Source organism: Alkalihalophilus pseudofirmus OF4 (genome assembly GCF_000005825.2).
GTDB lineage: Bacteria > Bacillota > Bacilli > Bacillales > Bacillaceae_D > Alkalihalophilus > Alkalihalophilus pseudofirmus.
In genome coordinates this window covers 21,308-44,850 of record NC_013792.1, presented here as the reverse complement: position 1 = coordinate 44,850, position 23,543 = coordinate 21,308, and the positions used below count along the sequence as shown (strand labels likewise).

Sequence of the window (23,543 nt, the reverse complement as noted above, 5' to 3'; positions counted from 1 at the left end):
ACATATTTTCTTTACATTCTCTTGGTAATCTATAGGGGAAATATGATCACAATAACAGTATTATTCGAATTGTAAAGGAGGGGAATCAGGTGAGTAAGATGATATTTTCGGTAAAAGGAATGACATGTGCCTCTTGTGTCAATCGCGTTGAAAAGATGATCTCAAAAGTAGAGGGTGTTCGATCTGTTAATGTAAACCTGGCAGCCAATCAAGCTCAAGTTGAAGCGGATGAAACAATAGAAATGTCTGAGGCAATTATAAAGGCTATTGAGAAGGCTGGATATGATGCTAAGCCCATTGATAACGATGATCGAAGAAAGGTTCTATTTTCTGTAAAGGGAATGACATGTTCATCATGTGTTACCCGTGTGGAAAAGGCTATTGCAAAAGTAGAAGGTGTGCAATCTGTTAATGTGAACCTGGCTGCTAATCAAGCTCAGGTTGAAGGAGAAAAAGGAATATTAGATCCCGAAGCTGTTATAAAACGAATTGAAAAGATAGGATATGAAGCATCAATTATCAATGAAAATGAACAGAGAGAAGAATCTGATGAGCAAGAGGTAGAAACGAGAAAGCTTTTAAAAGATTTTACATTAGCAGCCGTCTTAACAACCGTTGTGTTAGTTGGTAGCATCCCTCACATGATGCATGGATGGGGAGCATGGGTACCGACATTTTTGTCTAATCCTTTATTCTTACTTGTGTTAACAAGTTACATCCAACTCGTACCTGGTTGGAGATTTTACAAAAATAGCTATAAGGTATTAAGAAATGGTTCAGCAGATATGAATGTATTAGTAGCAATGGGTACGTCAGCTGCGTGGCTTTATAGTGGTGCGATGACGTTATTTCCAGATCAGCTTACGGCAATGGGTTTCCCGTACCAACTTTATTACGATGTCACAACCGTTATTACGACGCTTATCCTCTTAGGACGTTACTTTGAAGCGAAAGCAAAAGGGCAAACCTCTACTGCAATTAAGAAATTAATGAGTTTGCAAGCAAAAACAGCCAGAGTGATTAGAGATGGAAATGAACTCGAAATTTCTGTTGATGAAGTAAAGATTGATGATGAGATCATTGTAAGACCAGGCGAACGTATTCCTGTCGATGGAGTCGTCACGAAAGGTAGATCTACGATAGATGAATCCATGTTAACCGGTGAGTCTATCCCAGTAGAAAAAGCAGCTGGAGATGAGGTTATCGGTGCGACTATTAACAAATCTGGAAGTTTCCGTTTTCGTGCAACAAAAGTAGGGAAAGAGACGGCACTCGCACAAATTATTCGAATGGTTAATGAAGCTCAAGGTTCGAAAGCTCCCATTCAACGTGTCGTTGATTTAATTTCTGCTTACTTTGTACCGGCAGTCTTACTAATAGCGGTGGTCTCATTTATTGTTTGGTATTTTGTCGGTCCGGACCCAAGTCTAATTTTCGCATTAACTACCTTTATTGCGATTCTTATTATTGCTTGTCCTTGCGCGTTAGGTTTGGCAACACCAACGGCAATCATGGTTGGTACAGAAAAAGGAGCTGAAAATGGCATCCTAATTAAAAATGCTACAAGTTTAGAACGTGCCCATAAAATTAAGACCGTTGTTTTAGATAAGACCGGTACCATAACGGAAGGCAAGCCAAAACTAACAGATATCATTACAACTGAAATAGTAAGTGAACAGGAACTATTGCAAGTGGCTGCATCAGTTGAAACTGCATCAGAGCATCCATTAGGTGAAGCAATTGTGGAAGCTGCAAAAGAAAAAGACCTTCCTATAAATGACCCTGAATCTTTCGAAGCGATTGTTGGTCACGGATTACTTGCCTCATTAAATAACAAAGAAGTCTTAATTGGTAACATCAAACTGATGAGTAAATACAATATTGATTTGGGGTTATACGAAGAAAAAGCAATTGCATTAGCTGATCAAGGGAAAACACCCATGTATGTTGGGATTGACGGGGAATTTGCAGGGATCATAGCAGTAGCTGATACATTGAAAAAAGGAACCATCCCAGCTATCAAAGCTTTAAAATCGATGGGCATTGAAGTGATTATGTTAACAGGCGATCATAAACGAACGGCCAAAGCGATTGCAATGGAAGCCGGAATCGATAACTATATTGCTGAGGTGTTACCAGAACATAAGGCAGAAGAAGTAAAAAAACTACAAGGAGAAGGAAAAATGGTGGCTATGGTCGGTGATGGTATAAATGATGCTCCTGCACTCGCACAAGCCGATGTAGGGATTGCGATTGGAACGGGGACTGATGTTGCGATGGAAACCGCTGATATCACATTGATGCGTGGTGATATTAAAAGCGTTGTAACGGCCCTTAGACTATCTAAATCAACGATGAAGATGATTTGGCAGAACCTTGGGTGGGCGTTTGGGTATAACATTGTCTTGATTCCAGTTGCAGCCGGTTTACTATATCCTCTATTTGGAATTTTACTAAATCCTATGTTAGCCGGAGCAGCAATGGCATTTAGTTCTGTTTCAGTTGTGTTAAACACTTTGAGACTTAAAAAATTCAAATCAACGATTGAGTAGAGTTGATTAGGATAAGATAAAAGCAGGAGATATAAAAGAAGCTAATGAGTAGAAAGGAATGAATAAATTGAAAAAAGCAAAAGCTACTAAGTTGATGTTAATTGTAACCTTCTTACTGTTAAGTATGCTTCTTGCCGCTTGTACCCAAGCCGAAGAAGAACATGCAGGGCATGGAAACGATCAGGATATCGATCACGGCGAAGAAATGGATCGTATGGACGAAGAGATGGATCATGGAGGGCATCATAACGATTCAGTTGATGTTGATAGATCTAATTTAGAACAGGAAGCTGCAAAAGCTCCAGAAAACCTAAATGATTTAGCAACTGATGAATTAAAGGTCGTAAATACTAAGAATATTACTCGAATAAACGAGAACGACCCTATCCAATTATCCATTCACGTATCACAAACTGTTTGGCCAGCAACCCATGAGGAGAATCAACCTGGGACAGTTATATTGGCTCCTTTAAATCAATGGCAATATTCCTTAGCCGCCCTAACGTTGGTTCACCATCCTAATGATGGTCCATTGCTGTATTGGGACGGAGAAATTTCTGATGATGTCTTAAATGAACTTAATCGACTACAACCAAAAGGTAATAGTGAACATATTCAAGTGCTTGTGGTTGGCGATCTTCCAGAAGCGGAATTTAATAAATTAAACGCTTATAATGTTGAACAAGTACAAGGTGAAAATGCTGCTGATTTCGCTAGAAACATTGAAGCAAAATTCACAGAAACCATTAACGAAGTTCATCCAAATGTAATCATTGGTTCTTCAGAGGAAGACGCAAAAGAATATACAATTTCTGTTGGGAATTGGATTGCTCACATGAACGAATCTTTACTTTATGTAGACAATGATGGTATTCCTCAAGAAACAATTGATGCTCTTAATGCAAGAGAGAATGGGGTAACGATCTATCTTGTAGGACCAGAAGATATTATATCTGATGAGATTGCTCAAGAGTTAGAAACGTATGGAACGGTTCACCGAATTGAAGGGGATAATCCAGTAGCTCAATCCATTGAATTCGCCTCATATAAAGATGCTGAAACAGGATTTGGTTGGGGAATTACTAGTCCTGGGCACGGTTTTGTGTTTTCATCAACTAATACACCTGAACTTGCCATTGCGGCTGCTCCTTTTGCTCATTTAGGGAAGCATGCTCCAATGATTTGGTTAGATGAAGGTGAAATCACAGATGAACTTTATCAGTATCTTGCCAAAGTTAAACCCGCATTTCAGGAAGAACCAACAGAAGGACCATATAACCACGGCTTTATAATTGGTACATTTACTGATATTCCATTTACAACTCAAGGTATATTAGATGAAAAACTGGAAATTGTCTCATTAGGTGGAGATGACCACGGAGGACATTAATAAAAGGAGGAGAGGTTCCTATGTCAACCTCTCCTCTTAAAGTTCGGATTTCAATCTTATGTAAATTAGAGACTAGCAAAAGTTTAAAAATAATTTTGGTTCAACGCCAAAATCTGTTCTTGCATTAAAAAAAGCATACAAAAAAACATCTGTATCCGTTAATGTTGAAAGTACGACCAAACAACAGAACGAGGTATACAGATGCATTCCCATTCTATCAAGGTTTTACTCGATTTACCAGAGTTAAATGTATGTGCTATTCAAAAAGAAAAAGATCAAGTGCTCATTGAAGTGACACCGATTGATGCCACACAGCCTTGTCCAGTTTGTGCATCAACGCAAACGATTCGTCGTGGCACGGCATATCAACGAAAAGTACGTCACCTCGCTGCGTTTGGGAAGCGAGTGTATTTACTTCTACCCGCAATCCGTTTAACATGCAAAGATTGTCATGCCCATTTTGTGTGGCATTACGACTGTGTTGCGCCAAAAAAGCGCTATACAAAGGCATTTGAAGCCACGTTACCGAAACAAGCGATAGGAGCGACGATTGCCCATGCGGTGCGCCTCTCTGAAACACCACCAACAACGGTTCACCGTGTTGTACGTCAATGGATGGCAGTGGAGTCGGTTCGCGTTCAAAGACGATGCGAACAACAGGCTAAAGTGAGTACGGGTCTTGTACTGGGTATCGATGACTTTGCGATTCGTAAAGGACATCGCTATAACACTGGCTTACACGATTTACGTGGTGGCACGTTTTTAGATGTCATCCCAGGTCGTACGATTGCAGAATTACAGGATTATTATCAAGCGCAGCCGATTTGGCAGACGCTTAATCCCGTCGCTGTCGTCATGGATTTAGCGCAAGGCTATCATACATTCGTAAAAGAAATGTACCCAAATGCCATTCGAATTGCCGATCGTTTTCACGTCAATCGTTATGTAACGGACGCTCTACAAAATACGCGAAAGTTGGTTCAAAAAAGCCTCTCCCCCTTTGCGAAAGCGGATGTAAAGCAAACACTTCCGTATATTAGGGAAGCGCCATGACCAGCTCACACAAGACGAAATGGATATCTTAAAACGACTGTTAGGTTATGCAAAATTACTTCGCCAAGTGTATGAATGGAAAGAAGCCTTTATTGCTTGGTATGACTGTAGTCCATCCTATGTCATTGCCCAGAAAAGCTACAAAAGATGGTTGGCACAAGGGAAAGCAATTGAGCATCCGATTGTAGAATCCTGTTTAAAAACAATGCTTCATTGGCAAGAGGAAATCTGTAATTACCATCAATTACGCTTTACGAATGCGGCCGTTGAAGGGAAAAACAATAAAATCAAGGCACTTCAACGTCGTCACTATTTCACGCGTAACCAAGAGTGTTATAAACAACATATTTTATTAGAATGCAATGAAGAATGGATTCAGTATGGCTCTTAGTCAAGAACATGTTTTGGTATAGAGCCATAATTTTATTAAATTAGTTAGCGTGTTACACGTTGAAATATAATTATAATGTTTTTTTGTGGGAAAGTAATTTGTTGGTAATGAATAAGGATTTATAATCGATTCCTATATTCCATGTTTTATGAAAAAAATGAGCTTGTCTCTACAAATTCAATGTGATTGTAAAAACAAGCTCTTCATATATAGCCACACTACAATGTATAATTTCAGAATTAACTTACGGATACCTCATTAAGGTGAACTAAATTCAATATCATCGGGAATTTCAAACACCGCATCGGGAATGATTTCTCCTACATTATGAATGGAGACTTGTAATTCTCCACTAGAAAATGGAATTTTGTGTTCTCCTGCTCCGTACTGTTCTGCCCATCCCCCTGTTTCTATGGCAACTTCTAAAATTCCAATATCTTCTGGTCTCACATTCTCTATTTTAGACCAAACAAGCTCCATGTCAGCATCTAGTTCTTCCATATATAAAGTCTGATCGTCGTAACGGTATATCTGGTTCAGAACCTTCTCCCCTGATATTTCGGTCATTTGGCGAAAGTATGGTGCACTGTCAAGGTTTTTTGCCCAAATGTAAATATTCTGGTTTTCTTCATGGATAACCATTTCAAAATTTTGTGCATAATCTTCTGCGGCCTGGGTAAACTCGGGTGGTTCTTTTATCGTTCGATTGTCAAAATACGCAACCGTTCCCGTCATTAGCACTAAAGGCATTGCAAACATTATGGCTATACTAATTACTGCAGCTATCTGGATAATACCATTCTTTTGTTTGCGTCCTCTCCGATGGAGTACAGTCTTAGTAAAGGCGCACGCCTGAAGTAAAACGACAAAAATAGCCATCCCAAGAAAAACATATAAGAACCAAATTGGAGGATACGCCCGCCAGTTAGGAGGTGAATATTGAAAGAAATAAAAAAGATACAATACACCGCGAATCATAACAATATAGAAAATAACATGTACTAATGTGGTGTGAAGCCACTTCCATGCAGATGCTCCGAGTAACTTTACTGCCCCGTCAAAAGAAGTAACGACAAGTAAGATGATCATAGGAGCTATTATAAGTCCCATCATGTTCATTATGCCAACTTCTGGTCTAAAGAGAATATATCCACCTACGTCTTCCATATATTCAAATCCAAATAATCTTGCCACATCCCAGCGTGCCCAACGGTCCCATATAGCGTAACCATGTCCGAAAGATAACACAGCAAACCATATACCCAATTCACGCCTCCAAGAATACAATCGTTTAATAGGGGGCCATAGTGTGGCAGCTGGTGAAATGATCAGGGTAAGGAAAAGAAGAACAAATGCAGCATGTGCCCATGCCCTCCAAAATGGATGATCAGCTCCCCAATCTGGGAATAAAGCAGGAACAACCCCCCATGCTGAATAAGATAGATAAAACAAATAAACCAATATAGCGGAAATTACCGCTACGCCTAGATGTCGAATAAAAATTAACCTTCTGCTTTCTATTCCATATATCATAATACATCTCCTATACTTTTTGAGGCTATAAAAGTCTGACAAATCAGCTATACACATATTTTGAAAACGCAATTTTTGTAAGGACCTTAAATATCAAGATGCGGATATTAGCTAGTATTCGTTCTTGTTTGCTTTATATCTTTTTAGCTATTACTCTCCCTAAGGTAGTCATCACAAAAATCTAAGTTTCCTTGATTTCGCCTCTAGATTTTATATTCTAACCACATATTATAAATAAATTTTGTAGAAAGTTTGTAGAACGACACGTTTGTGTCTCCTTGATGAAAAATTATTAAGTGTTTTGTTAGTGGAATTGGAAAAAGGATATAACATATGAAAGAGAAAAATTCGATAAACCATCTGTTCTTTGATAGCTAAAAAGAGAAAATCTATTCATCGAATGTTCATAAAAAATTGTTATACTTAACTGTAGTTTATAATTTGGAGGTTACCTAAATGAAAAAGTTTTCATCAGACACTAAAATTGATAAGGATATGGAAAATTCCGGCTCTGATTCTAACCATAGAACACCAACCTGGGTTAAGGTAATAGGAATCATTGTGATCCTCATAGCTGTACTAGTTATCATAATGATCTTCACAGGCGATCATGGACCAGGTCGCCATTTAGCGTCCGGAGGTAGTTATTAATGATTATGGTACCATGGTTTCGCAAATTAACACTCACGATACATATTACATCTACAGTTGGCTGGTTGGGAGCGGTATTTGGATACATAGCTCTCGTAATAGCTGCATTGACAACGCAAGATGTTCAAACGGGGCGAGTTGCGTGGAGTGCTATGGAGATTATTGGATGGTATGTCATTGTCCCATTAGCACTCGTTTCTTTTCTAACTGGGCTTGTCATGTCACTCGGGACCGCCTGGGGCTTATTTAGGCATTATTGGATTCTCTTTAAACTTCTTCTTACCATAGTTGCAACTGTTGTTTTGCTTTTAAATATGCCGACAGTTAGTTATCTAGCGAATATCACCCATCAGACTGGTGCTTTTAACTTTGATGGTCTGTGGGGCCAACTTCTTCATGCTGGGGGTGGATTAGTGGTGTTGTTTTTAACTATTATCTTGTCAGTATATAAGCCACAAGGAATGACGCGATATGGGAAAAGTAGGCAAAGTAAATTACGTAAAAACTATTAACAGTAAATGTCAGCTTATTTAGAGTACCTTATTTAGACATAAACTAACCGAAGAAAGTTTCCGGATTAGTAGGGATAACACAGATACAATTGAAGGTGTTTGATTAAGTTTTGTTTCTTCATAAAGAGTTTATTATTTTTTATATCTTTCATAGTTTCAACACATTTTAATCCTATGATAAATATGAACAATTAAAATATTAATTCTAAGGAGGAGTTTCATAGTGGATTTAAATCGTCCGAAGATAGCTAAAAACATCACAGAGTTAATCGGTAGAACACCCTTAGTTAGACTCAACGAAATTAGTGACAGCACATGTACTGAAGTTTTAGCAAAGCTGGAGTACTTTAATCCATTGTCTAGTGTCAAGGACCGGATCGGATTTGCGATGATAAGTGTTGCCGAAGAACAAGGTTTCATTAATAAAGAGACAGTCATAATTGAGCCAACCAGTGGGAATACGGGAATTGCACTAGCATATGTATGTGCAGCCAAAGGTTATCAGTGTACCCTCGTTATGCCTGAAACGATGAGTATTGAACGTCGTAATATTCTTAAAGCCCTAGGGGCAGAGTTAGTTTTAACAGAGGGAGCAAAAGGAATGAAAGGTGCAATTGAAAAAGCTAACGAACTAGTTGAAAGTACACCAAATGCGTATATGCCACAACAGTTTGATAATCCCGCTAATCCAGAAATCCATAGAAAAACCACGGCCGAAGAAATTTGGGCTGATACTGAAGGAGAGGTTGATATCCTAATTAGCGGGATTGGTACCGGTGGGACGATCACTGGTGTCTCAGAAGTACTAAAAAAACGAAAATCATCTTTCCTTTCTGTAGCCGTTGAACCACTTGCATCTCCTGTCTTATCTGGAGGAAATCCGGGGCCTCATAAAATACAAGGAATAGGTGCTGGTTTTGTTCCAAAGGTGTTAAATGTTGATAGCTATGATGAAGTTATTCAGATTAGTAATGAGGAGGCTTTTGAAGCTGCGCGTAAGCTTGCGAGGGAAGAAGGTATCTTAGTTGGAATTTCCTCCGGTGCAGCTCTTCATGCAGCTTCTGTACTAGGTAAACGCCCTGAAAACAAGGGCAAAACTATGGTTGTTATTTTACCTGATACGGGAGAAAGATATTTATCTACTGCATTATTTCAGGAAAAAGAGTAATTCATTACGAATATATACGTTCAAGTCGACTCTGGTTCCAAAAAGGACTAGGGTTGTCTTTTTTATAATTCATATCGTGTTATTTATCATAATGGTTTTTATAAGAAACAATGAGTATTATTGCTAAAAATGAAGAACACGATTTAACCACAAGAAAATAATAAAAAGGATTTTAAAAGATGAGTTAATGAAATCAGCAATTTAACAGAAACACTATATTAAAAAGAAAATAAGTATTCCCTAATAAATTTAAATTCACGTTTTCTTCAAATTTATTGTCTACAATTAAGATAAAGACCAATTCGTACAAAGCAGTAATAATAATCTGAAATGCAAAATACCGACCTTTTTATTTGTTTAATCTCTGAACTAGTGATAGGAATGATAGGATTTTCCTAAATTTCCTGAAGTCAAATAAAAATGGTAAATTAATATATAAAAGTTCGCCGGAAATGTTAGAACTCCTTTATTTCTCTATTTAGCAAATCAACTCGACAAATTATTGTGTGCCCTAATTGTCATTATAAGTAGTTCAATAGATAGTGGAGTCCAGAAATCAGCTAACAGTTGAAAGTTGAAAGTTGAAAACTCCTCAAAAAGAAAAAGCAGGAGGTAAATAGTGTTAAACCGTCTTGTGCATTTATTATTTATATTTATTGGAGGAACGTTAGGTTATTTATTCATTCCAGAAATTAGTAATGTTTTAAGAGAAATACCTTTATGGTTGATAAATCCTTATGTAGGTACAGCTTTTGGAGTAATTATTTTCTATTATACGACATTTGGGCTGACTCATTATATTGTCAATTTAATGAAGCTAATGGAGGAATCCATAATTAAAGCACCAGTAACGGATGTGATATTTGGTACGATGGGATTGATTCTCGGACTTATCGTTGCGTATTTAATTGGAATTCCTATTAGTGCCATTCAAATTCCTGTTGTAAGTACAATTTCACCAATTTTTGTAACGATTTTTATTGGCTACTTAGGTTATCAGATTGGATTTAAGAAACGTCATGAGTTAAATAATTTATTTTCTTTAACAAGACACTTCAGTAAAGACAAGAAGAAAGCGGAAGAAGGAGCACATAAGAAAAACAGAATAGAAATGAAAATTCTCGATACGAGCGTGATTATTGACGGTAGAATTGCAGATATTTGTGAGGCGGGTTTTATAGAAGGGACATTAGTTATTCCAGATTTTGTGTTAGGAGAACTACAACATATTGCAGACTCGTCTGATAAATTAAAACGAATTCGTGGTCAGCGCGGTTTAGATATTCTTAATAAAATACGAAACAATTTACATGCTAATGTTGAAATTGAAATCTATGAAGGCAAATTTCCAGATATACAAGAGGTGGATAGTAAGCTAGTAAAGTTAGCAAAAGTTTTACCAGGTGTCGTCATTACAAATGATTTTAATTTAAATAAAGTATGCGAACTCCAAGGTATTAAGGTTCTGAACATTAATGATTTGGCAAATGCAATGAAACCTATTGTCCTACCCGGTGAAAAACTTAAGGTACAAATTATAAAGCATGGAAAAGAATATCATCAAGGTATTGCCTATCTTAATGATGGGACAATGATCGTAGTTGATGATGGCCAAGAACATATAGGGCAGAATGTAATTGTTGTTGTTTCGAAGGCATTACAAACAAGTACAGGGCGATTGATTTTTGCAAAGCCTATTTGCAGTTAAATTAAACAGGTCCAAACAGGTGCAAACACCTATTTTCAACTCAGTCATTTTGTAGATATGAAATAAAGACGTAATGTTTTAAAAAAAGTTCTAGCGCTTATAAAATACTTCTAGTGGTTTACTAGTGCAATGGTAGAATAATGACCATCCTTTGAGGATATCTCATAGGCTTTTAGATTGTGAAATGTTACACTTAAATTAAATGAGCAGGACAGTGGTGCGTGTTTCTACCATAAATGGAGAATGATCGCATTACTCTGAGATACAAAAGCTTATATACAAACATAAAAATAAACATTGAAAAAGCTTAAAGTCTGAATGAATATAAATGTAAAAGGATATAAAAATCTGTACAAGATATCAAGTATCAAATGCTAACGAAAAATGTACATACGTTTTTTGTCTCTAAATTAAAACAAATAACGTATGTACATTGTAATTCTAAGACATAAAATTTTGTACTAGTAGAACAGTTTATGGAGGGAGAAGGAACCGTTTTGATTGGTAATTACAATTAAAGATTTTGGTACATAAATTCATGTCTTTACTGTACGTACTTTTTGGCTTTGAACATATAACAACAAATCTAAATTCTATATGTAGTATCACCTTCAATTTATTACGTAAAATGTTGTTTTTACGTAATAAATTTAAAGGATTTAAGACTTATTTATAGAATTACTTAAAATGAGGTGATTATATGGCAATAAATTCACAGCAACAAAATCATTATATAAAAATGCAGCAGTTACTTAAGGATTTGCCATGGTACGTAGGAGAGTTCATTGATCACAGGAGAAGAAAACTTTCTTCGAGTTCTCTGATGAATTACTGTCATGATTTTAAAATCTTCTTTAATTGGATTATATCTGAATCTATTTATCAAGGTAATATCAAAGAGGTCCCATTAGAAATAATGGAGAAATTAACTGTACAACAAATGGAAAGTTTTCTAGGTTTCTTAGAATATGTATTGGAAAACAAAGAAATTACAGTCAACCGTAAACTTTCCGCCTTAAAATCATTATTCAATTATCTACAAAATATAGCTGAAACGCCTGATTTAAATCCATATATTAGCAGGAATGTTATGACCAAAATAGATTTTAATGTAATGAAAGACAGTATAGAAACTACTGCAAATAAAATGGAAGGGAAAATACTCATGGGAGATGAATATGAAGCCTTTAGGCAGTTCATCTCCCACGATTACGGTCAAATAAATAAAAACAACAAAAAAATATTTAACTTTCATATTTTAAATAAGGAACGAGATACAGCCATCATATCATTAATTCTAGGTTCAGGCCTTAGACTATCCGAAGTTGTAAACCTAGATTTGGCTGACATCGATTTTAACAAATTTACAGCACGCGCAATTCGCAAAGGGAACAAAGAGCAATTCGTTTATTTTAGTAAATTAGCGATGGACGATTTACAGGAATACCTAACAGTAAGAACCGAACGGTATAAAGTCGAGAAAGGTGTAAAAGCGCTTTTTGTATCTGCTCCAATGGGACCTAAGGGAACATCTCGAAGGTTAAGTGCCAGAGCCATTGAAAAAATGGTTGAAAAGTATGCACTTGCATATGGTAAACCTTCTCTTTCAGTTCATAAACTGCGACATTCTTTTGCAACAAGATACCATAGGGAAATAAATGATGTACCTAAACTAAGAAGGCAACTTGGTCATTCTTCTATTCAAACAACTATGATATATACACACATTAAGAATGATGATTTGAAAAATGCTGTTGATAATATGGATATACCTAAGACTGAAATTTAATTATGTTATAAATTGTCCTCGAAACTATTATAGAACCATTTCAAATTTGTAGATTTTTGAGCTAGTTGATCATTAACATATCTTAAATCATTTGTTCTTTTATACAAATTAATCGCGAAAGAATACCTTAGTCTTTGTGCAGTAAGTCCAACCATTCCAAAAGCTTCAGCATACTTGTCGATTATATTTTGAACTGCTCTAACACTAAGTGACTTCGCACTTTGAGAATACCTGGTTATGAATACATCAACTACATTTTCATTGGGATTATAACGCACCTTTCGAACCTTAAGATAGTTTTCTAAATCTACCTTTGCTTGTTCAGGTAAGACGACAGTGCTTCGAGTGCAGTCATTAGTAATTATTTTATTTTTTTCTAAATCTAAATTCTCTAATTGCAGATTAGTGAGCTCCTTTACACGTAATCCACTTTCCAATAGTAAAGATATAATGGCAATATCGCGTTCTTTATTACGCTGATATAAAAGCAACTGTCTATTGTTCTTAATCATTAATTCATAATCTTTCACTATAAAAGTCCTGAATTTGTTATATTCTTCTTCAGTAAGAAATAGTGAGTCATCGAGCTTTTTAATACTATTGATATTTTCATTTTTAACTTTGGTTATTCTAATGTGAGAGACAGCATTGTAATTCAGATAAGGTTCACCATCATCAAACTCTGCTTTATAAGCTAGATAATTAAAAAGTGAACTCAATGCAGATAGCTTGCGTGAAACTGCAGAATCGCTCAGACCAGATTTATTATTTCTAGGATTGAAGATATTTGTCTCTAAGTATTTTTTAAATTGCACTATATCACGAGCCTTAAGATTTTGGAGATCTTTAAGAGAAACTTCCGAAATTAAACAGTTATTTAGCTTTGAATTCGATAGCCAATTAAAAAATGTTAGAAGATCAATAATATAACCTTCTTTGGTTTGTGTAACTAGATTACTGTTATCAAAATATTCTTTTACAAACCAAGGAAAACTATTTAATGTTTTATCTTTATTTTCTGAGCTAAGGGCCATGGTAATCAACCAACCTTTTTATTTAGTAAGACCTTTACACTAATATTAAATAAAATAGCTGATTGAATAAATAAAAAAGATTTACCAATTACTATTCTTAAAAAGGACACACGAGAATGCATATGAGTTTGCGTCATCGCTTTCGGTATGTATATAACTTTGATTCCCAACAGATAGAGAATAATGATGCTATTTAAGTGAAATTTCTCTTATGTATATAACTTCGGTTCCCATATGTATATGACTTTGCTTCAACGTACAATTGGCGACATTTAACTTTTACTATAAAATAATTATACCACCAATTGTTCATGAAATTTATATTATACGAACAATAAAATAATGACTTCTTTTTAGATTAAGACCCCTACCCTCAAGATACTTGTAGCACGAATTTTAAAAGTAACAGGTGAAAAACTCCACCTATTACATACTTAAAGATTATCTAATTTCAAAATAAATATTTGCACCGCCACTCTTATAATTGATATCGATAGATCTGATTACCATGACAGATTTTCTGTATTAATCCCAGTTCTCAGTTTGAGACTATATAGAGGGGGAATCTGGATAATAGAGAGATTTGCGCAGGGTGACATCACGATGCTTCAAGGTTTCACCTTTAAAGCGTAGCCAGATCTCATCATCAGCCATTACACCATGTGTTTTACGAACAATAGCCCACCGGTTATAGCTATTTAAACCAAGTGCTGCTAGTAATTCATCAGCATTGACCCTAGTTTCAGGAAACACCCGCCACTTTAGCCATTTTTCTAATTCAACTATTGTGATGTTTCCTTCGGGTTTCGGGGAAAATTGTTTGTTAAATCCTTCAATATAATTAATAACATATGGTTTATCACTTCCATAAGGTCTTAAATCTACATAGGCAATGACCTCATCAAAGAACATTACGTCAAACTTATAATAGTCGATCATTTTGACACAACCTTCCTACTGATTAAAATTGCTTCTTTTATCATTTTTTTAAGAAGTGGGATGGAATGTGATCTTCGCAATACGTTAATTTTACTTTGTGTGATTGAAGCAATCTCACTTCATAGTCACTCAACTCTCTATTACACTTTATACAAATGAGTTTCTGTATTGAATGGTCAACTCTCTCGTTTTCTTTTACTTTAGCCGCTGTAGGCTTAGTAGCTGACTCTAGGTCTTTCCCTATCCCGAAGAACGAAATAGCATCTCTAATGCCATCTTTTGTTGCTGAACGGATAGCATAATGTCTATTTATGATTTTCCCTTTATCATCTGTCTGATATCTGGAAAAACCTTCTCCCATATGACTTCTGCCCATAATGGTCACTTTGACTACCGTATGGACAAATTTATCGTCTTCATAAAATATAGGCTCTCCTACTCGTTCATGTGACCAGTGGTCGCTAGCGACTTGATTAAGACGTTCGATATAATATCTAATAGGAATATACACTCCATGGCCATCATGTCTAGGTTGATATGTTTCTGGTGGAAAAGGTCTACATAGCCCATTTATAAGTTCGTTAAAATCATTCATGATTAACACCTGGTTTATTCCCATATTTTATCTCACTAGCATGAACCTCTATGAATGTTCTAGATGACTTCGGATCTTTGCGACTATACAATTTACCTACTATTGTTACATCCTGCCCACTCTCTAGATAGTTGGCTGCAGCCTCGCCATATTGACGCCATACAATAATGCTAATAAAGGAAGTTCGGCCATGTGTATCCTTTGAAGCGATTGAGAAATTACAGACTGCTACTTTTTCGTTATTTCGATTAATGTAGTGGAGTTGTGGATCGGAAGTTAACCTGCCAGACAGGACTACTTGATTAATGTCAGCCATAAGCATCTTCCTTTCAAGATTCTATCCCTCTCATTCTCCTCTGTTCTTCTAACCACACTTTGATTTCTTCTTCAAATAGGAGAAAATTAGAGCTATCTCCGTTTGGCTCAGTAACTACAGCACACCATTGCTCTACTCCATGCCAATTCCCTATGTTTTTACACTCGACCAATACTTTGAAATCTTTTTCTGGAACCGAGACTTCCCATAGCTTAGGTAATATCTCTGTTCTCACCACGTTATTTTCATCATTTAAGAAGACGTTGCTTACAAATAATTCAAATCTAGCTTGTATCTCTTCGATCTGAAAGGTTAAAGGTTTCACTTGGTCCATTTTATTTTCCTCCCTTGAGAAATTTCAGATTATATTAATACTAACATACGTTCGAAAAAAGCTCAGTAATATAGGAGAGCAAGGGATATAATTAATAATTAGCCGGGCATCTTTGTTACAACTTCCAAAGACCTTATTTTAAAACGGTATATCCACAACCGGAAAGATGCTGCCCCTGCTATTTTTTCACAGATCGATCCTCACATCGAATGAGCAATGCCCAGATGAGATACTTCATCAAACGTATTTCAAGCCGTGCAGGTATTAATAGATCCCATTTATTTTATATTTCTCCTTAAAAATAAAATGACCCACCTTGGTCCGCATTGCTAAGAGGCGTGGTGGGTTCTGTTATTATTAATGATAATATTTATTTTTATCATAGGCAACAGATTAACAACAGAGATTTTGAGGTTACTAATGGTCTTTTTTAATTAATTACAATTGTGATCGTAACCAAGGTGCGTCTGAATCTTTTCAAAACGCTTTAGTCATTTAAAGTATTACCAGTTTCTCCTACTCTTTTTACAAACTCTTTTCTCTTAGGATCATTCCAGGTATAGATATATAAGGTTTGATGATCCTCTTCAAACGCTACATACGCTTCATAGGATTGACCTTTATAATAATTGAAATCACTATAAACAAAATGAATATCCTCTTTATTATATCCCTCTTCTTGTAAACTCCAAATCGTTTCTTGTAAAATTCTGTCCTTCTCTATTTTACTACCGCTTACTAGATTTAATCGGTAATTGTAAATAGCAATAGTAAGTATAATCCCTATTAAAATAACACATAGATAATAGAAAATTTTCAAGCTTAGTCTCATCAGATACACCTCCATTAGTTGTATGCTCCTCCACAAGAATTGCACCCTAGAGTTCGCCATTACCGGTCATGTACAAAAAAGCACTTACTAATGTAAGTGCTCGAACGAATAATTACGATTTTTTGTTTTTATTTCTCAGCTTCTCTAATAAGTCATTAGCTTTCTTTAGAGCGGCTTCTTTCTCAACCTTCAATATTTTAGCCTGCACTATGTTACCCTGCTCATCAAATCGGATAGATAAGATATCCCCCTCTGAAATACCTTTGGGAAGGTCATCCAGAGAAACATCTTTGCTGATTTTTTCGTCATCACGTTTCAAAAGGACGGCCATTTGACCATCTTCTATCCGATCTACTGTGTACTTCTCCATGACCCTCACCCTTTAGTGTACTGTGATTTGGTCTTTCATTCTTTCAAACGTTGCATCTCCAATACCACTAACATTTTTAATCTCTGCTATCGCTTGAAATGGACCATTCGCTTGACGGTAGTCAATGATCCTTTGAGCAATAACGTCACCTACTCCCGTAATATGCTGAAGCTCCTCAAAACCAGCTGTATTAATATTAATAGGGTAAGAAGGTGATTCGTCGATTGGATCATCGATGATCGGATCCGAACCGGGCTGCCCATTACCGTTTTGTTTTTCTACTGTATAGTCATTACCATCAGAATAGACAATGACACTTCCACCGATCGTGGTGAAAATATCTTCTACTCCAACCTCTTTTAAACGATCTAATACTTCTGGATGGGGATGTCCGTAAGAATTACCTTCACCGACGCTAATAATGGCCGTTTGTGGTAGAACATTTGTAATGAAGTAAGGAGTCGTGCTGGTACGAGATCCATGATGCCCTACTCTTAATACGTCAGATTGTACGTTGAATTGTTCTACAATGCGGTGCTCAGCTGTTTCCTCTGCATCGCCTGTAATTAAGTATGTGAATGAATCAAACGTAAGGTGCAAGGAAACGGAAGCGTCATTTAAACTATCTCCTTCTTCCCCGCTATTTACAACTATAATATCTAGTGAAGGATCTAGGTTAATAGAGTCACCTACTGTTGCTACTTCAAACGGAACATTATGTTCATCAATATACGTTAAATAGTTTAAGTATGTTTGGGAGGTATGAGGAATCCCACTGTCTATGACATTATTTACTTGAAACTCATTCATCACCTGAATAGCACCGCCTACATGGTCTGCGTGAGCATGAGTGATAATAAGATGGTCGATTGTCGTTATACCCGCTTGTTTTAAGTAGCTTACCACTTGTTGTCCAGCAGTTTGAGTACCTGCATCAATTAGAATGGTTTTGCCATTAGGAGCTATGATAAGGGTCGAGTCACCTTGTCCTACATCTAAGTGGTGAATTTCTAAGTCGTCGATTGGTAATGGTGATACCAACTTCGGTCTGAATTCTTCTTCAAGAGTTCTAGCTAAAAAGGCAGAGAACTCAGCTCGTTGCGTTTGATTACTTGGCTTAAACGTTAGGTCGGGGTATCCCACCGTAATATTATTAGAAGCTACTGCTTGAATACTAGAATAAAATAAATGATCGTTGGCTACATCCTTAAACTCTCTGTCCCACGTTCCAGATAAGTTAAAGGCGCGTTGAAGGATTGCGGCCATCTGTCCCCTTGTTAATGGATCACGCGGAGAATAGTTACCTCTATACCCCCCAATAATCCCTTCTGCAGCAACAGCTGAAATGGCATCATGAGCATAATAAGTTTTCGGAACATCGTTAAAAGGGGCTTTTGATCCTGTTAACTCCAGCCCTAGAGCACCAGCTATCATGATTGCTGCATCCCCACGAGTCACGTTATTAGTAGGGCCAAATCTTCCATCAGGAAACCCATTAATGATCCCTTTTTCAGATAGATAGTTAATTTCATTGATTCCCCAGTGTGTATTTGCGACATCTGGGAATTTACTCTGTGCATTGACCGGTGTAACAATCAAAGTTAATACGATCAATAAAGTAATAAATATACTCCGATTATTCATTTCTCATCCTCCTCATTTGTTTTACTGTGTTATCGTACCATGGAAAAGGCTCAGCAACATAATTTTCCAATAGGCTCTTCTTAGTAGTAAAGAAATATTTTACTAATTAAAGGAAAAAACAATGAGAGTGTCGAAAAATGCTATATAAGGAGGAATGACAGATGAATGAAGATATGGAAGATGGATTTAAACAGTTGCCCGAAGAAGAATGGTTATCATTCTTAGAAGAAGAGTTTCAAGATGAAGTAGATGAACTAATTACACACCTAGAGCGTCAAAATGCTCTCTTTTATTTGCCAGACGATTTGCGAGAAATTTATTTCGAAGATAAACGCGTTGAGATAGAAAAAGCCAAAAATGGATACCTCGATACTCGTCGAACCTTTGATATTGCAGCCTCTAATTTAAATTTGCCAGTTGATTATTACACCGAAATGCTACTCCTCGCACATGATATGTTAAACCACTTAACGTCAACAGAATAATCTTCCCCGTTTACCCAATTACCATTATTCAACAATAAAATACAACTTTCGACATGTTTCTTATAGTATGCAAAATAGGTTAATATTCTTAAGGGTTACTATTCTTTTTATATTTAGGGAATATTTGTATGCCTAATGAGGTTGAGAAAGGAAGTTGAATAAGGTTGATTGTAAGCCCTATTGTTCCACGCATTGCTGTTATTACTACTCATCGTTCACTATCCCCTGCCATTAAACGTCATTTCAAAAAAACACCGCAAACCATTACAATACATTACCTAAATCTGAAATGGAAACACGTTGCTTCTTTCATAGATGACTTACTTGAAGAACTTAATGATTCAATGATTATTTGGGCTATAGACCCTGAAGAGAGAGCATTAGTTAATTCCATTTTAACGTACCATGAGGCGAGTGTTATCCCTTCTATAAAGGAGACTCTTGGTGAAGAATTAAATAAAGCAGTCACTTACCACCCCTATTTAGCATTAACCTTTCAAGAACTAGTCCTAAAAGAGGTACAAAAAGGGGAAGAGAATGAAGAGGCTCCTTCTTTCACCCAAGAACCTTTCTCTACGTTTAACCAAACTGAAAAAGATATTGTCCACTACCTATTTAATGGGTACAAGACTGAAGAAATAGCAAACAAAGCATGTATAAGTGTGCATACAGTCAATAATAATATTAGTAGAATCAAGAAGAAGTTAAGAGTGAAAAATAAAATTGAAATCGTTAAGAGGGTTATTGAAGTAAATAGAGCCTCCGTCTAAAAGTGTTAAGAACAAAGCCCCATTTTTAATGCTTAGAAAAGGGGCTTTGTTACGTTTCTAATATCAACTCCAGTAAAATTAGTAAAGAAAGTATAGGTGTTTTTAAAAAACGTTAAAATTTCTTTGAAGGTTCAAAAATGGCTATATAGTTTCTTTCCTATGTTGTTTAGGCAGTCTCATTGAATTATAAATTCAACAAAGCTTGGAAGTCGTAGAAGCCCCTTACTAGTCATATTTCGATACTTTACTTTGCATTGGATGATGGGTTCTATATATACAACGTTTTCTTTCTCACGAGTGATCAATTGGGAAGCAATTGAATAGAAGACATTTTTAGCCTCACTTGGTATTCCTAATTCCATCATTCCTGCATATACACCATTATCAAACTGCAACAACCAACCCAACTTATTCTTTAAATAACCAGATATCATTACTTCTGCAAAATTATAATCGATCACTTTCAGCCACGAATGGCTGCGCTTTCCGATCTCATAAACCGACTGTGCTTGTTTTTGGACAATGCCTTCTAAATGCTCCTGTTTAATGGCGTCATATAATTCTTTACCGTAACCTATCACATACTTTATTTGAGCTAATAGTTCGGTGTCAGGACCTAAGAAATCTGCTAACAGTTCCTTCCGCTTTACCAAAGGCATTCTACTTACATTCTGGTTGTTCCTGTAGATCACATCAAAGACTACATATTGTACCTGTTGTCTATCTTTCACTAAGTTAGTTTGAAACCGTCGCATCATTGCTTCAAAATCTGGTTTCCCTTCTTTGTCTGTAACAATCAGCTCTCCATCTAACACCGTACCTGGTTCTATTTCAATTTGTTGCAACTCTGGAAATCGTGAAGTAACTTCTGTTTTTATCAAGACCTAAATCAAAAAAAGTCATAAAAAATAAGGAGTGATACATACTAGTTATGACTAATATGTATCACTCCTTTACTCCTTATTCAACAATCGTGCCCATTACGGAAGACCGACTGTTTACCTTGTACATTTTTTTAGCAATCGCTATGAAACTTATTTTATGTTGTTTGAGTGCCTCCCCATTGTTAACCAGCCTGTCGGCCTACCGATTATAACAACATTCATAAAAAGTTCTCCTTTATTGTTTGGATTTGTCACTTCAAAGAAGAAATGAAATCAAAGCATCGAATGTGTCATTTTCAAACATTATATAAACCCCTAACCCTATGAATACAATTGGTACAATCCAACGTTCATATTTCTCAATTTTTTGCGATACTAAATCTAAGGAAGCTAAACGATAGCTGACATAGCATAAAACTCCAACCATAATTAAAAAGACAATAATAGCAACAAAGATTTCAATCATATTTAACGTCGTGAAGTACGGTACATAAATGGAAAAATCATCCGCACTAGAAGCCAATACAATGAAAGTAACCGTCACAAATAATTGATTAAATTTACCTGAGGAGAATAAGGATAAAATCTTACTTTCATCTTCATCACCTTCTCCTTTAATCCATATTTTTACACCTAAGTAAAGTGGTAAAAGCCCTAGTAGTCCTATAACCCATTGCTGAGGAATTAAATTTGCAACCCCTAGAGCAACAAAAAGACTTACTCCTATAATAATCGCAGTTCCTATATATTGTCCTATCCAAATATGTTTTACCTCACCTTTTTTTATTTGCGAAAACAAGAGGATTAAGATAACGAGATAATCAATTCCTGTCGCCACATAAACCGTAGCAGCTGTAAGCATTGTTACAATCATTTTTCCATCTCCAATGTTTTGGGATGTGGACTTTTCTTCATATTAAAAACCCCTTAATTTACACTCTTATATAGATGTATTAAAAAAATTGTTGGGAGGCGTGATTTTATTATTCTAGACAACTCTAATGCTCAAACTTGTTCTAATTATATTTTATTTAACATATGAATAGCATGTCCCATAACACCTTCAGCAGCTTCCATTAAGGGCTCAGGTAAAGTTGGATGTGCATGTATCGTAAGGCTGAGATCTTCTGCTGTTGCTCCACACTCAATCGCAAAAACTGCTTCAGCAATCAGGGATGATACATCTGGTCCGACCATTTGTACACCTAACACTCGATTGGATTTTTTGTCGGCTACAACTTTTACGAAACCATCACCGTCCGAAACAGATAAGGCTCTACCGTTAGCTTGGAATGGAAATCGACTAGAAACCGTTTCATATCCTTTTTCCTTTGCTTCCTTCTCCGTTAAACCTGTATAGGCTACTTCAGGATCGCTGAAAATTACAAAAGGCATTGCCTGAAAATCAATCACACTTTTTAGCCCACTTATTACTTCGGCAGCTATTTTACCCTCGTAACTAGCTTTATGAGCAAGGAGGTAACCACCAGCACAGTCTCCAATCGCATATACATGTTCAACATTTGTTTGACATTTATCATTTATTTTAATAAACCCGTGTCGGTCAAGTTCTACCCCAATATTTTCCAACCCCATTTTCCCTGTATTCGGTTTTCTTCCAATGGAAACTAAGCAATAGTCACCCTTGATTATCTCTTCTTTTCCATTAATTTGAACCTCAATGTTTACTTCATCGCCTGTATTTTCTCCGCCTTGGACTAAAGCATTCGTTTTGACCGTGATTCCATGTTCCTTTAAATGACGTTTGACTACGCTTGTCAGCATAGGGTCCGTACCTGGAATAATTGTATCTGATCCTTCAAGGATGGTCACTTTAGCTCCGAATTTGGCATAAGCAGTTCCTAACTCTAAACCGATATAACCGCCACCTACTACAACTAAATGTTTCGGTACTTCCTGAAGTGTCAATGCCTCAGTCGAAGAGATGATTCTTTTTCTATCAAATGGCATACTTTTTAACTCAGTAGGTAATGATCCTATTGCAAGAATTAAGTCTTTGTATGAAAAGACTTGTTCTTGGTTACCAATATTTATTTTGACAACAAAGGGTTCAGTCAGATATGCTTCCCCACTAATGACTTCGACACCATTTCCTTTCAGCAAAGTCTGAACACCATTCGTTAGTTTATTCACTATACCGTCCTTCCATTTCACTACTTCTGGCATCTCTACATTAACTTCACCTGAAACCTTTATCCCTATTGTATTAGCATGTTTTATGTGTTTTACTCGTTCAGAAGCACTGATAAGAGCCTTTGAAGGTATACATCCACGATTAAGGCAAACCCCTCCTAACTCTGCTTTATCCACCAACACCACTTTTTTCCCTAACTGAGCAGCACGTATAGCAGCTACATAACCTCCTGAACCTGCACCAATAACTAACAAATCTACTTCTCTTTTTCCTTCAACAGTCATATCAGTTTCCTCCTTTGATTTGATAAAGAATAGAATTAATTTTAATTCCAATGAAAGTTCTTTTTATCCATATGGATACCTATATGTAATATGAAGCTGTTATTTACTTATACCCAATCTTCCCATATTTATTTAGGATGGATATTAAGAAGTA

23 protein-coding genes are annotated in these 23,543 nt (G+C 36.3%); 11 read left to right on the top strand and 12 right to left on the bottom strand.

What is annotated here, in order from left to right:
* Positions 1-89 precede the first annotated feature (89 nt).
* From BPOF4_RS19415 to BPOF4_RS22840, 4 genes are all read left to right on the top strand, one after another.
* The gene (locus BPOF4_RS19415; RefSeq protein ID WP_012960963.1) at positions 90-2,552 is read left to right on the top strand and encodes a heavy metal translocating P-type ATPase; all 2,463 of its coding nucleotides are present in this window, start codon (positions 90-92) and stop codon (positions 2,550-2,552) included.
* Between the two features lie 58 nt (positions 2,553-2,610).
* The gene (locus BPOF4_RS19410; protein ID WP_012960962.1) at positions 2,611-3,942 is read left to right on the top strand and encodes a hypothetical protein; all 1,332 of its coding nucleotides are present in this window, start codon (positions 2,611-2,613) and stop codon (positions 3,940-3,942) included.
* Between the two features lie 201 nt (positions 3,943-4,143).
* Entirely contained in the window at positions 4,144-4,995 is an 852-nt protein-coding gene (locus BPOF4_RS19405; RefSeq protein WP_012960961.1) for a transposase, read from the top strand.
* A gap of 19 nt (positions 4,996-5,014) precedes the next feature.
* Entirely contained in the window at positions 5,015-5,386 is a 372-nt protein-coding gene (locus BPOF4_RS22840; RefSeq protein WP_012960960.1) for a transposase, read from the top strand.
* A 258-nt stretch (positions 5,387-5,644) separates the two neighbouring features.
* On the opposite strand, the gene BPOF4_RS19400 is transcribed toward BPOF4_RS22840, so the two are convergent.
* The gene (locus BPOF4_RS19400; RefSeq protein WP_012960959.1) at positions 5,645-6,919 is read right to left on the bottom strand and encodes a hypothetical protein; all 1,275 of its coding nucleotides are present in this window, start codon (positions 6,917-6,919) and stop codon (positions 5,645-5,647) included.
* Between the two features lie 456 nt (positions 6,920-7,375).
* On the opposite strand from BPOF4_RS19400, the gene BPOF4_RS19395 reads away from it, so the two are divergent.
* The 5 genes from BPOF4_RS19395 (at position 7,376) to xerS (BPOF4_RS19375) (ending at position 12,747) form a co-directional block, all read left to right on the top strand.
* Complete coding sequence (locus BPOF4_RS19395) at positions 7,376-7,570, top strand: hypothetical protein (RefSeq protein WP_012960958.1); 195 nt, start codon at positions 7,376-7,378, stop codon at positions 7,568-7,570.
* Positions 7,570-8,082 carry a hypothetical protein gene (locus BPOF4_RS19390; RefSeq protein ID WP_012960957.1) on the top strand — a complete coding sequence of 171 codons (513 nt, stop codon included), beginning with the start codon at positions 7,570-7,572 and terminating at the stop codon, positions 8,080-8,082. The genes BPOF4_RS19395 and BPOF4_RS19390 overlap by 1 nt, the downstream gene beginning before the upstream one ends.
* A gap of 223 nt (positions 8,083-8,305) precedes the next feature.
* The gene (gene cysK, locus BPOF4_RS19385; RefSeq protein ID WP_003321459.1) at positions 8,306-9,250 is read left to right on the top strand and encodes a cysteine synthase A; all 945 of its coding nucleotides are present in this window, start codon (positions 8,306-8,308) and stop codon (positions 9,248-9,250) included.
* 619 nt (positions 9,251-9,869) lie between these two features.
* Entirely contained in the window at positions 9,870-10,958 is a 1,089-nt protein-coding gene (locus tag BPOF4_RS19380; protein ID WP_003321458.1) for a PIN/TRAM domain-containing protein, read from the top strand.
* A 700-nt stretch (positions 10,959-11,658) separates the two neighbouring features.
* Positions 11,659-12,747: a tyrosine recombinase XerS gene (xerS, locus tag BPOF4_RS19375; RefSeq protein WP_012960956.1), complete on the top strand. Its 1,089-nt coding sequence runs from the start codon at positions 11,659-11,661 to the stop codon at positions 12,745-12,747.
* A 5-nt stretch (positions 12,748-12,752) separates the two neighbouring features.
* On the opposite strand, the gene xerS (BPOF4_RS19370) is transcribed toward xerS (BPOF4_RS19375), so the two are convergent.
* The 8 genes from xerS (BPOF4_RS19370) to BPOF4_RS19335 form a co-directional block, all read right to left on the bottom strand.
* Entirely contained in the window at positions 12,753-13,781 is a 1,029-nt protein-coding gene (xerS, locus tag BPOF4_RS19370) for a tyrosine recombinase XerS (protein WP_003321456.1), read from the bottom strand.
* 549 nt (positions 13,782-14,330) lie between these two features.
* Positions 14,331-14,720, bottom strand: coding sequence for a hypothetical protein (locus tag BPOF4_RS19365; RefSeq protein WP_012960955.1), 390 nt, complete (start codon positions 14,718-14,720; stop codon positions 14,331-14,333).
* Between the two features lie 40 nt (positions 14,721-14,760).
* Positions 14,761-15,315 (bottom strand): Rad52/Rad22 family DNA repair protein, encoded by a 555-nt coding sequence (locus tag BPOF4_RS19360; RefSeq protein WP_012960954.1) that lies wholly within the window; start codon positions 15,313-15,315, stop codon positions 14,761-14,763.
* Positions 15,308-15,631, bottom strand: a complete 324-nt coding sequence (locus tag BPOF4_RS19355; protein WP_012960953.1) for a single-stranded DNA-binding protein — start codon at positions 15,629-15,631, stop codon at positions 15,308-15,310. The genes BPOF4_RS19360 and BPOF4_RS19355 overlap by 8 nt, the downstream gene beginning before the upstream one ends.
* Before the next feature lie 13 nt (positions 15,632-15,644).
* On the bottom strand, positions 15,645-15,965 hold the full coding sequence (locus BPOF4_RS19350) for a hypothetical protein (protein WP_012960952.1): 321 nt from the start codon (positions 15,963-15,965) through the stop codon (positions 15,645-15,647).
* Positions 15,966-16,452: 487 nt separating this feature from the next.
* Positions 16,453-16,812, bottom strand: a complete 360-nt coding sequence (locus BPOF4_RS19345) for a DUF3139 domain-containing protein (protein WP_148229606.1) — start codon at positions 16,810-16,812, stop codon at positions 16,453-16,455.
* Between the two features lie 97 nt (positions 16,813-16,909).
* The gene (locus BPOF4_RS19340; protein WP_012960950.1) at positions 16,910-17,167 is read right to left on the bottom strand and encodes a DUF3006 domain-containing protein; all 258 of its coding nucleotides are present in this window, start codon (positions 17,165-17,167) and stop codon (positions 16,910-16,912) included.
* A 12-nt stretch (positions 17,168-17,179) separates the two neighbouring features.
* Positions 17,180-18,811, bottom strand: a complete 1,632-nt coding sequence (locus BPOF4_RS19335) for an S-layer homology domain-containing protein (protein ID WP_012960949.1) — start codon at positions 18,809-18,811, stop codon at positions 17,180-17,182.
* Positions 18,812-18,972: 161 nt separating this feature from the next.
* On the opposite strand from BPOF4_RS19335, the gene BPOF4_RS19330 reads away from it, so the two are divergent.
* A complete protein-coding gene (locus tag BPOF4_RS19330) occupies positions 18,973-19,296 on the top strand; it encodes a hypothetical protein (RefSeq protein WP_012960948.1) in 324 nt (107 codons plus the stop codon).
* A gap of 164 nt (positions 19,297-19,460) precedes the next feature.
* Positions 19,461-20,066: a helix-turn-helix transcriptional regulator gene (locus BPOF4_RS19325; RefSeq protein ID WP_012960947.1), complete on the top strand. Its 606-nt coding sequence runs from the start codon at positions 19,461-19,463 to the stop codon at positions 20,064-20,066.
* Positions 20,067-20,242: 176 nt separating this feature from the next.
* Here BPOF4_RS19325 and BPOF4_RS19320 read toward each other — a convergent pair whose 3' ends face one another.
* The 3 genes from BPOF4_RS19320 to lpdA all read right to left on the bottom strand — a co-directional run bounded on the left by BPOF4_RS19320 (position 20,243) and on the right by lpdA (position 23,389).
* The gene (locus tag BPOF4_RS19320) at positions 20,243-20,947 is read right to left on the bottom strand and encodes an ATP-dependent DNA ligase (RefSeq protein WP_148229605.1); all 705 of its coding nucleotides are present in this window, start codon (positions 20,945-20,947) and stop codon (positions 20,243-20,245) included.
* 259 nt (positions 20,948-21,206) lie between these two features.
* Positions 21,207-21,824, bottom strand: coding sequence for a CadD family cadmium resistance transporter (locus BPOF4_RS19315; protein ID WP_012960945.1), 618 nt, complete (start codon positions 21,822-21,824; stop codon positions 21,207-21,209).
* A 146-nt stretch (positions 21,825-21,970) separates the two neighbouring features.
* Positions 21,971-23,389 carry a dihydrolipoyl dehydrogenase gene (lpdA, locus tag BPOF4_RS19310; RefSeq protein WP_012960944.1) on the bottom strand — a complete coding sequence of 473 codons (1,419 nt, stop codon included), beginning with the start codon at positions 23,387-23,389 and terminating at the stop codon, positions 21,971-21,973.
* Positions 23,390-23,543: the final 154 nt, after the last annotated feature.

What these genes read in the sequence shown, in the direction of transcription:
- BPOF4_RS19355 (WP_012960953.1), bottom strand. Translation starts at nt 15,631, where the DNA reads ATGGCTGACATTAATCAAGTAGTCCTGTCTGGCAGGTTAACTTCCGAT.
- BPOF4_RS19350 (WP_012960952.1), bottom strand. Translation starts at nt 15,965, where the DNA reads ATGGACCAAGTGAAACCTTTAACCTTTCAGATCGAAGAGATACAAGCT.
- BPOF4_RS19365 (WP_012960955.1), bottom strand. Translation starts at nt 14,720, where the DNA reads ATGATCGACTATTATAAGTTTGACGTAATGTTCTTTGATGAGGTCATT.
- BPOF4_RS19410 (WP_012960962.1), top strand. Translation starts at nt 2,611, where the DNA reads ATGAATAAATTGAAAAAAGCAAAAGCTACTAAGTTGATGTTAATTGTA.
- BPOF4_RS19395 (WP_012960958.1), top strand. Translation starts at nt 7,376, where the DNA reads ATGAAAAAGTTTTCATCAGACACTAAAATTGATAAGGATATGGAAAAT.
- BPOF4_RS19390 (WP_012960957.1), top strand. Translation starts at nt 7,570, where the DNA reads ATGATTATGGTACCATGGTTTCGCAAATTAACACTCACGATACATATT.
- BPOF4_RS19400 (WP_012960959.1), bottom strand. Translation starts at nt 6,919, where the DNA reads ATGATATATGGAATAGAAAGCAGAAGGTTAATTTTTATTCGACATCTA.
- BPOF4_RS19335 (WP_012960949.1), bottom strand. Translation starts at nt 18,811, where the DNA reads ATGAATAATCGGAGTATATTTATTACTTTATTGATCGTATTAACTTTG.
- BPOF4_RS19340 (WP_012960950.1), bottom strand. Translation starts at nt 17,167, where the DNA reads ATGGAGAAGTACACAGTAGATCGGATAGAAGATGGTCAAATGGCCGTC.
- BPOF4_RS19405 (WP_012960961.1), top strand. Translation starts at nt 4,144, where the DNA reads ATGCATTCCCATTCTATCAAGGTTTTACTCGATTTACCAGAGTTAAAT.
- BPOF4_RS19345 (WP_148229606.1), bottom strand. Translation starts at nt 16,812, where the DNA reads ATGGAGGTGTATCTGATGAGACTAAGCTTGAAAATTTTCTATTATCTA.
- BPOF4_RS19360 (WP_012960954.1), bottom strand. Translation starts at nt 15,315, where the DNA reads ATGAATGATTTTAACGAACTTATAAATGGGCTATGTAGACCTTTTCCA.
- xerS (WP_012960956.1), top strand. Translation starts at nt 11,659, where the DNA reads ATGGCAATAAATTCACAGCAACAAAATCATTATATAAAAATGCAGCAG.
- BPOF4_RS19330 (WP_012960948.1), top strand. Translation starts at nt 18,973, where the DNA reads ATGAATGAAGATATGGAAGATGGATTTAAACAGTTGCCCGAAGAAGAA.
- lpdA (WP_012960944.1), bottom strand. Translation starts at nt 23,389, where the DNA reads ATGACTGTTGAAGGAAAAAGAGAAGTAGATTTGTTAGTTATTGGTGCA.
- xerS (WP_003321456.1), bottom strand. Translation starts at nt 13,781, where the DNA reads ATGGCCCTTAGCTCAGAAAATAAAGATAAAACATTAAATAGTTTTCCT.
- BPOF4_RS22840 (WP_012960960.1), top strand. Translation starts at nt 5,015, where the DNA reads ATGGATATCTTAAAACGACTGTTAGGTTATGCAAAATTACTTCGCCAA.
- BPOF4_RS19315 (WP_012960945.1), bottom strand. Translation starts at nt 21,824, where the DNA reads ATGATTGTAACAATGCTTACAGCTGCTACGGTTTATGTGGCGACAGGA.